At 71.4% G+C, this 10232-nt stretch carries 11 protein-coding genes and 1 pseudogene; 3 read left to right on the top strand and 9 right to left on the bottom strand.

The window, feature by feature from the left end:
* Nucleotides 1–90: 90 nt before the first annotated feature.
* Nucleotides 91–1002 carry an SGNH/GDSL hydrolase family protein gene (locus tag ACFVYL_RS35485; RefSeq protein WP_389723614.1) on the bottom strand — a complete coding sequence of 304 codons (912 nt, stop codon included), beginning with the start codon at nucleotides 1000–1002 and terminating at the stop codon, nucleotides 91–93.
* 341 nt (nucleotides 1003–1343) lie between these two features.
* On the opposite strand from ACFVYL_RS35485, the gene ACFVYL_RS35480 reads away from it, so the two are divergent.
* Nucleotides 1344–1838 carry a DUF3145 domain-containing protein gene (locus ACFVYL_RS35480; RefSeq protein WP_389723611.1) on the top strand — a complete coding sequence of 165 codons (495 nt, stop codon included), beginning with the start codon at nucleotides 1344–1346 and terminating at the stop codon, nucleotides 1836–1838.
* A gap of 63 nt (nucleotides 1839–1901) precedes the next feature.
* On the opposite strand, the gene fabF is transcribed toward ACFVYL_RS35480, so the two are convergent.
* The 5 genes from fabF to ACFVYL_RS35455 form a co-directional block, all read right to left on the bottom strand.
* Complete coding sequence (gene fabF, locus ACFVYL_RS35475) at nucleotides 1902–3164, bottom strand: beta-ketoacyl-ACP synthase II (RefSeq protein ID WP_389723608.1); 1263 nt, start codon at nucleotides 3162–3164, stop codon at nucleotides 1902–1904.
* A gap of 70 nt (nucleotides 3165–3234) precedes the next feature.
* Nucleotides 3235–3483: an acyl carrier protein gene (locus ACFVYL_RS35470; RefSeq protein ID WP_030777934.1), complete on the bottom strand. Its 249-nt coding sequence runs from the start codon at nucleotides 3481–3483 to the stop codon at nucleotides 3235–3237.
* A 99-nt stretch (nucleotides 3484–3582) separates the two neighbouring features.
* Nucleotides 3583–4584, bottom strand: coding sequence for a ketoacyl-ACP synthase III (locus ACFVYL_RS35465; RefSeq protein WP_389723606.1), 1002 nt, complete (start codon nucleotides 4582–4584; stop codon nucleotides 3583–3585).
* A 25-nt stretch (nucleotides 4585–4609) separates the two neighbouring features.
* Nucleotides 4610–5521 carry an ACP S-malonyltransferase gene (locus ACFVYL_RS35460; RefSeq protein ID WP_389723603.1) on the bottom strand — a complete coding sequence of 304 codons (912 nt, stop codon included), beginning with the start codon at nucleotides 5519–5521 and terminating at the stop codon, nucleotides 4610–4612.
* An 89-nt stretch (nucleotides 5522–5610) separates the two neighbouring features.
* Nucleotides 5611–6843, bottom strand: a complete 1233-nt coding sequence (locus tag ACFVYL_RS35455; protein WP_389723600.1) for a PucR family transcriptional regulator — start codon at nucleotides 6841–6843, stop codon at nucleotides 5611–5613.
* A gap of 70 nt (nucleotides 6844–6913) precedes the next feature.
* Between ACFVYL_RS35455 and ACFVYL_RS35450 the strand changes: the two genes are divergently transcribed.
* Complete coding sequence (locus tag ACFVYL_RS35450) at nucleotides 6914–7576, top strand: pirin family protein (protein WP_389723597.1); 663 nt, start codon at nucleotides 6914–6916, stop codon at nucleotides 7574–7576.
* Between the two features lie 58 nt (nucleotides 7577–7634).
* Here ACFVYL_RS35450 and ACFVYL_RS35445 read toward each other — a convergent pair whose 3' ends face one another.
* The gene (locus tag ACFVYL_RS35445) at nucleotides 7635–8462 is read right to left on the bottom strand and encodes a serine hydrolase domain-containing protein (protein ID WP_389723594.1); all 828 of its coding nucleotides are present in this window, start codon (nucleotides 8460–8462) and stop codon (nucleotides 7635–7637) included.
* A gap of 4 nt (nucleotides 8463–8466) precedes the next feature.
* Nucleotides 8467–8649: pseudogene (locus ACFVYL_RS35440) on the bottom strand (GNAT family N-acetyltransferase); the annotation flags it as partial.
* A gap of 88 nt (nucleotides 8650–8737) precedes the next feature.
* Between ACFVYL_RS35440 and ACFVYL_RS35435 the strand changes: the two are divergent.
* On the top strand, nucleotides 8738–9223 hold the full coding sequence (locus ACFVYL_RS35435) for a MerR family transcriptional regulator (RefSeq protein WP_389723591.1): 486 nt from the start codon (nucleotides 8738–8740) through the stop codon (nucleotides 9221–9223).
* A 97-nt stretch (nucleotides 9224–9320) separates the two neighbouring features.
* Here ACFVYL_RS35435 and ACFVYL_RS35430 read toward each other — a convergent pair whose 3' ends face one another.
* On the bottom strand, nucleotides 9321–10223 hold the full coding sequence (locus ACFVYL_RS35430; protein WP_389723626.1) for a DUF4429 domain-containing protein: 903 nt from the start codon (nucleotides 10221–10223) through the stop codon (nucleotides 9321–9323).
* Between the last annotated feature and the right edge of the window lie 9 nt (nucleotides 10224–10232).

Here is a 10232-nt window from a genome sequence, read left to right as displayed (position 1 = left end):
CTGCGCGATCTGGCACAACCGCACCATCGGCGCACCCATCACCCGCTCACTGATCGCCTACGACCACTGAGCCACATCGGAACTACTCATCTAGGCCACGGGCTTCCTCGACGTCACCTGCCGGTAGGCGATCTCGGCCAGCCGCGACTGCCCGTTCTTGCTGGGGTGGAACCAGTCCCAGTGGCTCAACTGGTCGCCGTCGAAGCGGTAGTCGAAGACCGCCCCGCCGTCGTACCGGCACCGCCGGTCCTTGTCGCACACGTCTTCGAGCACCTCGTTGTACGCGACCACGCGCTCCCGCACCGCCGCGCGCCGCTCGGTCGCCTCGGTGTTCAGATCGTCCGGGTCGGCCAGCATCGAGGCGCAGATGCCCAGCTTCCACACCTGCTTGCCCAGCGGATTGGTCCGCCCCTGGGACCAGAGCCGCTTCAGGTCCGGCACGGACGCCACGTACACCTGGGCCTTCGGCAGCTCGCGGCGGAGCGTGCGCATCGCCTCCTGGAAGTCGGCGCGGAATCGCGGGACCGGCGTCATCGAGGCGACCGACGGGCGGCAGGCGTCGTTGGCTCCCGTCATCACGGTCACCAGCTCGGGCCGTTCGGCGGCGGCCTGTTCGATCTGGCCGGTCAGATCCGCCATCCGGGCGCCGGTCTTCGCGTGGTTCCAACTGTGCGAACCGGCCCGCGCCTTCCCGAGCAGCCGCGTCGCCAGGCTGTCGACCTCGGCGTCGGTGCCGGTCGCCCAGGACGCCTCGGGGCAGTCGGAGAGCACCGAGCAGGCGTCGAAGCCACGGGTGATGGAGTCGCCGACCGCGGCAAGGGAGCGGGGCGAGGTGTCCCAGACGGGGGTGGGCGTGGGGGACGGCTTGCCGTGGGCCGGTGGACCGCCCGACGCCGGGGAGTCGTCCCCCTGCGCGTCGCACGCGGTGAGCGCCCCGCCGCACAGAAGGGCCGCCGTCGCGAGAGCGGCCACGGCGCGCGAGCGGTGCCTGCGGCTCTGCATCCCTGCTCCCCTCTGTCGTTCAACGTGACGTCGTGCGCGCGGCCGGGGTTGCGCCCCGCCGGGTGAAAGGTCGGAGTTTCCTGGCCTTCGGACCGACGGTACGTCACACTCCTTGCGCCGCCGCACGGTAGCCTCGGCCCGTAGCCGCCGGGCCACTGCTGTCACGGCGGCGACAGGGCGGGTGGTCCACCCGGTGGCGCACCACCGCACTGGTTCCGCTAAATTACATCACGTCACATCTGTCCCCTTTTCCCAGGTTTATCTAGTATTTGGGGAAAACTGTTCGGCACGGGCGCGAGGCCGCTGGGGAAGGCGAACCTCGACCCACACTGGAGGTCCCGGTGACGACACGTGGAGTTCTGTACGTGCACTCCGCTCCGCGCGCGCTGTGCCCACACGTCGAGTGGGCCGTCGCGGGCGTGCTCGGCGCGCGCGTGAGCCTCGACTGGATCAGGCAGCCCGCGGCGCCGGGCACCTGGAGATCCGAATTCTCCTGGCAGGGCTCGGTGGGCACGGCCTCCAAGCTCGCCTCCGCCCTGCGCGGCTGGGACCTGCTGCGCTTCGAGGTGACGGCGGAGCCCTGCGCGAGCGCCGAGGGCGAGCGGTACAGCGCCACGCCCGAGCTCGGCATCTACCACGCCGTCACCGGCATCCACGGCGACATCCTGATCCCCGAGGACCGGCTCCGTGCCGCGCTGGCCCGCTCACAGCGGGGCGAGAGCGAGCTGGAGGCCGAGCTCGCCAAGCTCCTCGGCAAGCCCTGGGACGACGAGCTGGAGCCCTTCCGGTACGCGGGCGAGGGCGCGCCCGTGCGCTGGCTGCACCAGGTGGTGTGACAGAAGCAGAACGGGAAGGGGCCCCACCGAGCGGTGGGGCCCCTTCGCGTACGTACAGCCGGGTCAGACGGAGCGGAACGCCAGCACGACGTTGTGACCGCCGAAGCCGAACGAGTCGTTCAGCGCCGCGATCCTGCCCTCGGGCAGCGGACGCGCCGTGTCACGGATGACGTCGGCGTCCACCTCGGGGTCGAGGTTCTCGATGTTGATCGTCGGCGGGGCGATGCGGTGCTTCAGCGCGAGGACCGTGGCCACGGTCTCCACGCCGCCCGCGCCGCCGAGCAGGTGACCCGTCATCGACTTGGTGCTGGCGATCGCCATGTGGTCCACGTCGTCGCCGAACGCCTTGCGCAGCGCCTTGATCTCGGCCACGTCACCCTGCGGCGTCGAGGTCGCGTGCGCGTTCACGTGCACGATCTCGGCGGGCTTGAGGTCGGTGGTGTCGATCAGGTTCTGCAGCGCCGCGGCGATGCCGTTGCCGGACGGCTCGGGCTGCGTGATGTGGTGGGCGTCGGCCGAGATGCCCTGGCCGACGGCCTCCGCGTAGATCTTCGCGCCGCGGGCCTTGGCGTGCTCCTCGGACTCGAGGACGATCACGCCGGCGCCCTCGCCGAGCACGAAGCCGTTGCGGTCGGCGTCGTAGGGACGCGAGGCGCCCTGCGGGTCGTCGTTGTTCTTGGACATCGCCATCATGTTGCCGAACGCGACGATCGGCAGCGGGTGGATCGCCGCCTCCGTGCCGCCCGCGACGACGACGTCGGCGCGGCCGGTGCGGATCATCTCGATCGCGTAGCCGATGGCCTCGGCGCCCGAGGCGCAGGCCGACACCGGGGTGTGGACGCCCGCGTGGGCGCCCAGCTCGATGCCGACGTTGGCCGCCGGGGAGTTGGGCATCAGCATCGGCACGGTGTGCGGGGAGACGCGGCGTACGCCCTTCTCCTTGAGCACGTCGTACTGGTCCAGAAGCGTGGTCACGCCGCCGATGCCGGAGGCGATGACCGCGCCGAGGCGGTGCGGGTCCACCGAGGTGTCCTCGCCCGCCTTGGCGGTGTAGCCGGCGTCCGCCCAGGCCTCCTTGGCCGCGATCAGCGCGAACTGCGCCGACCGGTCCAGCTTGCGGGCCTGCGGGCGGGGGATGACCTCGCCCGGTTCCACGGCGATCTGACCGGCGATGCGGACGGGCAGCTCGGCTGCCCAGTCCTGCTCCAGCGCGCTGACGCCGGAGCGGCCCGCGAGCAGGCCCTCCCACGTCGACGCGGCGTCGCCACCCAGCGGTGTGGTTGCGCCGATACCGGTGACGACCACGGTGCGATTGGTCGAGTTCACAGGAAATTTCTCCACGGTGTTGAGGGGATCAACGGCGCCACCGCCGGGTGGCGACTGAGCTCGAGCTCGGTCAGTTCTGGTGCTCGAGGATGTACTTCGTCGCGTCGCCGACCGTCTTGAGGTTCTTGACGTCGTCGTCGGGGATCTTGACGTCGAAGCGCTCTTCGGCGGCGACGACGACCTCGACCATGGACAGCGAGTCGACGTCCAGGTCGTCGGTGAAGGACTTGTCCAGCTGGACGTCCTCGACCGGGATGCCGGCGATCTCGTTCACGATCTCCGCGAGACCGGCGACGATCTCTTCCTGAGTGGCGGCCATGTCGGCGCTCCTTCTTGTGTATCCGGGGGAGGTGGTGCACCCGCCGCGGCAGCGGCGGGTCGGTGCAGCGGTCCGGATCGGATGATCCGGACGTGATGCCTAGGGGAGGGTAACGACCGTGGCGGCGTACACGAGACCCGCCCCGAAGCCGATGACCAGCGCGGTGTCGCCGCTCTTCGCCTCGCCGGTCGCCAGGAGCCGCTCCATTGCGAGCGGGATCGAGGCGGCCGAGGTGTTGCCTGTGGTGCGCACGTCACGGGCGACCGTGACGTGTTCCGGCAGTTTCAGAGTCTTCACCATCGAGTCGATGATCCGCTCGTTGGCCTGGTGCGGAATGAAGACATCCAGGTCGTCCGCGGTGATTCCGGCCGCGTCCAGCGCCTGCTGGGCGACCTTCGCCATCTCGAACACGGCCCAGCGGAAGACCGCCTGGCCTTCCTGCGTAATGGCAGGGAACTTGTCGGGCGTGCCGTTGCGGTACGCCTCCCAGCTCTCGGTCTGCTTGATCGTCTCGGCCTTGTCGCCCTCCGAGCCCCAGACCGTCGGACCGATCCTGGGCTCCTTGGAGGGGCCGACGATCACGGCGCCCGCGCCGTCGCCGAACAGGAACGCCGTCGCGCGGTCGCTCAGGTCGGTGAGGTCGCTGAGCCGCTCCACGCCGATGACGAGCACGTACTCGGCGGAGCCCTCGACGACCATGCCCTTGGCGAGGGTAAGCCCGTAACCGAATCCGGCGCAGCCCGCGGAGATGTCGAACGCGGCGGGCCTGCCCGCGCCGATCTTGTCCGCGATCTCGGTCGCGATGGCCGGGGTCTGCTTGAAGTGCGAGACGGTGGAGACGACCACGGCCCCGATCTGCTCGGGCCTGATGCCGGCGTCGGCGATCGCCTTGCCCGCCGCCTCCACGGACATCGCGGCCACGGTCTCCTCGTCGGAGGCCCAGTGGCGGGTCGCGATGCCGGAGCGGGAGCGGATCCATTCGTCGGACGAGTCGATCGTCTCCAGGATCACCTCGTTCGGTACGACGCGCGTGGGACGGTAGCCGCCGACACCCATGATCCGTGCGTACGGGTGGCCCTGGCCGGCCTTGATCTTCGACATGCGCTACGGCTCCTTGTCGCTTCGGCTAGGAATGCTCGGCGACGAGCGCACGGGCCGCGTCGAGGTCATCGGGGGTCTTCACCGCGAGCGTCTTGACGCCCGGCAGGGCGCGCTTGGCGAGACCGGTCAGCGTGCCACCGGGGCACACCTCGATCAGCGCCGTCACGCCCATCTCCTTGAAGGTCTCCATGCACAGGTCCCAGCGGACCGGGTTGGCGACCTGGCCGACCAGGCGGGCGATCACTTCGGTGCCGTCGGCGACCGGCTCGCCGTCCCGGTTGGAGACGTAGGTCAAGCGCGGGTCGGCGACCGTGAGGCCCTTGGCGGCCTCCTCCAGCGCGGCCACCGCGGGCGCCATGTGCTCGGTGTGGAACGCGCCCGCGACCTTGAGGGCGACGACCTTGCGGACGCCCTCGGGCTTGTCCTCCTGCAGGGCGGCCAGCTGCTCCAGGGTGCCCGCTGCGACGATCTGGCCGGCGCCGTTCACGTTCGCCGGGGTCAGGCCGAGCTTCTCCAGGTGCGGCACGGTGACCTCGGGGGCGCCGCCGAGCAGCGCCGCCATGCCGGTCTCCGTGACGGCGGCGGCATCGGCCATCGCCAGGCCGCGCGTGCGGACGAAGCCGAGTGCGGCGTCCTCGCCGATCACACCGGCGTACGCGGCGGCGGTGATCTCGCCGACGCTGTGTCCGGCGACGGCTCCCGGCGTGATGTCACCGAGTGCCTGGGCGGAGAGCAGACCGGCGGCCACGAGCAGCGGCTGGGCCACGGCGGTGTCGCGGATCGCGTCCGCGTCGGCCTGGGTGCCGTAGTGGGCGAGGTCGAGCCCGATGGCGTCGGACCAGGCGGCGAGGCGGTCAGCGGCGCCGGGGAGGTCGAGCCAGGGGGTCAGGAAGCCGGGCGTCTGAGCGCCTTGGCCGGGAGCGACGAGTACGAGCACTCTTACACTCTCTCTTGTGGACGGCGGGAGCCGCCCGTGGGGACAGGGACGAAGAACAGCTGAGGGAATTGTAGAGTCCCGACAAAACCTTATGACTGAGGATCGGCGTCGGCCAGACGGCCCAGGATGAGCGCGATACGCAGCGTGAAAGCGGAGCGCACATCGGAAGGCGACCAGCCGGTGACGTCAGTCACACGTCGGAGCCGGTAGCGCACGGTATTGGGGTGGACGAAGAGCATCCGGGCCGCGCCTTCGAGGCTGCTCGCCTGTTCCAGGTAGACGCTGAGCGTCTCCAGGAGCGCGGAGCCCGCTTCCTCCAGCGGTCTGTAGATCTCCTCCACCAGCTGGTCGCGGGCCGCCGGGTCCCCGGCCATCGCGCGCTCCGGCAGCAGATCGTCGGCGAGGACGGGCCGCGGGGCGTCCTGCCAGGCCGCGGAGGCCTTGAGTCCGGCGGCCGCGGCCTGCGCGGAGCGGGTGGCGGCGAGCAGGTCCGGGACGATCGGTCCGGCCACCACGGGCCCGGCGGCGTACGGCCCGATCAGCGACTTCGCCACGTGCAGGGGATTGTCGTTGCCGCCCGCGATGACGACCAGACGGTCCCCGAGGACACCGGTCAGGACCTGCAGCTTCGCGTGCCGGGCGGCGCGGCGGATGGCCTCGACGGTGAGCTCGCTGTCGCCGTCGGGTGCGGTGCCGAGGACCACGCAGACGTGGTCGGGGGAGTTCCAGCCGAGGGCGGCGGCGCGGGAGACGGCCCCCTCGTCGGCCTCCCCGGACAGCACCGCGTTGACGACCAGCGACTCCAGGCGGGCGTCCCAGGCACCGCGTGCCTCGGCGGCCTGGGCGTACACCTGCGCGGTGGCGAAGGCGATCTCGCGGGAGTAGACGAGGAGGGCCTCCCTGAGCACCGACTCGTCGCCGGGCGCGGCCACCTCGTCGATGGCGGACTCCATCACCTCGATCGTCGTACGCACCATCTCCACCGTCTGGCGCAGGGTGATCGCCCTGGTCAGCTCGCGGGGCGCGGTGCCGAAGACGTCGGTGGAGATGGCCTGGGGCGCGTCCGGGTGCCGGAACCACTCGGTGAACGCGGCGATGCCGGCCTGGGCGACCAGACCGATCCAGGACCGGTTCTCCGGCGGCATCGCCCGGTACCAGGACAGCGTTTCGTCCATCCGCGCGATGGCCTGCGCCGCGAGGCTCCCGGACGACTTCTCCAGACGCTTCAGGGTCGCGGCGTGGGCCTGGGCGGTCCGGCGGGAGTCCTGACCGGATTCCCGGTGGGACTCCTGGTGGGCTTCGTTCGCTGAGGGTTCGGGCACGGGACAAGACTGCCTTATCGGGGCGGGGACGTGCGGTGCAGGGGCCCGCACAGGCCCTACCGTGGGGTGTGTGATTGACGTACGGCGCTCCGGCGACCGGTACCGCGGCGGGGAGACCGCGGCCGGCATCGAGTCCCGCCATGCCTTCTCCTTCGGCCCCCACTACGACCCCGACAACCTCCGCTTCGGCGCCGTCCTGGCCTGCAACGAAGAGCGCCTCGCGCCCGGCGCGGGCTTCGACGAACACCCGCACAGCCACACCGAGATCGTGACCTGGGTCGTCGAGGGCGAGCTGACCCACCGCGATTCGACGGGGCACGAGTCGCTGGTGCGCCCCGGCGACGTGCAGCACCTGTCTGCCGCGGGCGGGGTCCGCCACATCGAACGCAACGACGGCCCGGCGCCCCTCGTCTTCGTCCAGATGTGGCTGGCCCCCCTCACCCCGGGCGGCGACCCGTCCTACGAGGTGGTCCACGGCATCGCCGACTCCACCCCGTACGCGGTACCCGGCGCGGGGGCGCTGCTGCACGTGCGGCGCCCGGCGGCGGGGGAGCGGCTGGGGCTCCCGGACGCGCCGTTCGTGTTCGTCCATGTGGTGCGCGGTGAACTGGCGCTGGCCGAGGACCGGCTGGGCCCGGGGGACTCGGCGCGGATCAGCGGGGAGGCGGGCCTGGAAGCGGTGGCGCCGGACGCCGCGGAAGTGCTGATCTGGGAGATGGCGAGCGCCCCTTAGGGGCCTGTGTCATGCCCCCGGTCGGCTCAGCGTGCGTGCCGGGCGGCGTTAGGGGTGCCTAGCCGCGCACCTCGGCGAGCACCGCGTCGGTGAACGGGGGCCACACCTCGGCGGCCCACGGCCCGAAGGGCCGGTCGGTGAGCGCGACGCACGCCACGCCCGCGTCCGGGTCGACCCACAGGAACGTCCCCGCCTGTCCGAAGTGCCCGAACGTCCGCGGCGAGGACGAACTCCCCGTCCAGTGCGGCGACTTGGAGTCGCGGATCTCGAAACCGAGCCCCCAGTCGTTCGGGTTCTGGTGTCCGTACCCCGGCAGCACGCCCTTCAGCCCCGGGTACGTCACGGTCATCGCCGCCGCCACGGTCCGCGCGTCGAGCAGCCGCGGAGCCTGCACCTCCGCCGCGAACCGCACCAGGTCGTCGACGGTCGACACCCCGTCCTTGGCGGGCGAGAGCTCACCTTCGAGCGCGGTGGACGTCATCCCCAGCGGTACGAGGACGGCCTGGCGCAGGTACTCGCCGAAGGGGATGTCCGTCGCCTTGGCGATGTGGTCGCCGAGCACCTCGAACCCCGCGTTCGAGTAGAGCCGCCGGGTGCCCGGCGCCGACGTCACCCGGTGCTCGTCGAACGCGAGCCCGCTGGTGTGCGCGAGCAGGTGGCGCACCGTCGAGCCCTCGGGCCCGGCGGGCTCGTCCAGCTCGATCGCCCCTTCCTCGTACGCGACGAGGGCGGCGTAGGCCGCGAGGAGTTTGGTGACCGAGGCGAGGGCGAAACGCCGGTCCGTGGGGCCGTGGGACCCGAGCGACGTGCCGTCCGCGCGGACGACGGCGGCGGCCGCGGTGGGGACCGGCCAGTTCTCGATCAACGCCAGGCTCTGCATGCCCACGAGACTAAGCGCCCTCCAGGTTCAGCCGCATCGAGGGGTCCGGCTTGCGCACGAAGCCGAGCGAGGCGTACAGCGGCTCCGCCTCGGCTGACGCGTTGAGGTCCACGCTGCCCGACCCGCGCTCACGGAACCAGTCGAGCAGCACCTCCATGCACGCCCGCGCATGCCCCCTGCGCCGCCGACCGGGACCGTAGTGACCACGAGCCGGGACGTCTTCCGAATTTCTCCTTGATCCGCTTGCCTGGAGTGCACTCCAGGGTTTTAGCGTGAGGGGCATGACGGTGATGGAGACCAGGACCGCGCAGGGCGGAACCGCAGCCGGACCCACAGCCGGGGCCGAAGCCTGTGCCACGGTGCCGGCGGGGCCCCCGAGTCCGGATGGCCAGGACCACTACACGATCAGCGAGGTCGCGGCCCACACCGGACTGAGCGCCTACACGCTGCGGTGGTACGAGCGGATCGGCCTGATGCCGCACATCGACCGCTCCCATACGGGCCAGCGCCGCTACCGCAACCGCGACCTCGACTGGCTCGCCCTGGTCGGCAAGCTGCGCCTGACCGGGATGCCCGTAGCGGACATGGTCCGCTACGCGGAGCTGGTCCGCGAGGGACAGCACACCTTCCCCGAGCGCCAGGAACTCCTTGAACGGACCCGGCGCGACGTCCGCAGCCGCATCGCGGAGCTGCAGGACACCCTCGCCGTCCTCGACTACAAGATCGACACGTATGCGGGCGCCCGCAAGGTGTCGGAGAGGCCCTGACGATGACGGACGCGGAGAGGGCGAAGGTACGGCTCGGCACCGACGGACCCGGGGCCGGCACCTCGGCGGGCCGTGAGTAGCCCGCGGGCGGCACGGTTCAGAGCTCCGCGAGCAGCTCGGCCTTCTTCATCGTGAACTCGGCGTCCGTGAGCAGGCCCGCCTGGTGCAGCTCGCCCAGATGCCTGATGCGGTCCGCGATGTCCGCCGGATCGCGCCGCACGGCCGGTGCCGCGGACACGCTCGTACCGACACCGCCGGAGCTCAGGGCCGGGCCCGGCCCCGAGGCCCGCACGGCGGCGAGGACCGACGCGGCGAACGGCAGCGACTCGTGGACCGGGCCGTAGCCGAGGCCGAACACCACGGCCGCCGGATCCTGGTCGGCCTGCCCCGGCTGCGCCACGGGGCTCTCGCGGCGCAGCAGCCGCAGATGGCCCTCGAAGACCTCCGGGGAGCGCCACTCGATGCCGCTCAGATCGGTGACGAGGAAGCTCTGGTCGCCTGCCTTCCACTTCGCCGACGAGGCACCCGTCCAGAACCACCGGAAGGAGACCGTCTTGCCGTCGAAGGACGCCTTGCCGTCGTATGCCTTGAACTGCAGGGGCGCCTCGGGCGCCGCCACCAGATAGCGCTCGGCCGGTCCGCCGTCGTCCCCGTCCGAGGAGATCTCCGCCCGCAGCTCGTCCGCGTAGTACTCGGCGAGCGTCTCCCGCTCGGCGGGCAGCACGAGGCGGTACGGGTCGCAGCCTTCCTTGAGCTGGCCCGCCGCGGCCTCCATCAGAGGATCGGCGCCCGGCTTCGGCACGGCATGCAGGACCACGGTCCCGCGTCTCCCGGGGGAGAGCGTCACCGCTGCGATCGCCTCGTGGGGGATGCGCCGCTCGCCGAGAGCCTGGAAGAGCTTCGGCGTGCGGATCCCCCGTTCGAAGCGGATGAGCACGGAGTCGGACTGGAACTCCCAGGCGGCATGAAATCCGGCCAGTACGTCACCCATGCGGCTCATCGTAGGCGG

The sequence above is a fragment of the Streptomyces sp. NPDC058308 genome, assembly GCF_042880275.1.
Lineage (GTDB): Bacteria > Actinomycetota > Actinomycetes > Streptomycetales > Streptomycetaceae > Streptomyces.
The sequence above is the reverse complement of the archived record's forward strand: the minus strand, read 5'-3'. Positions and strand labels throughout refer to the sequence as shown.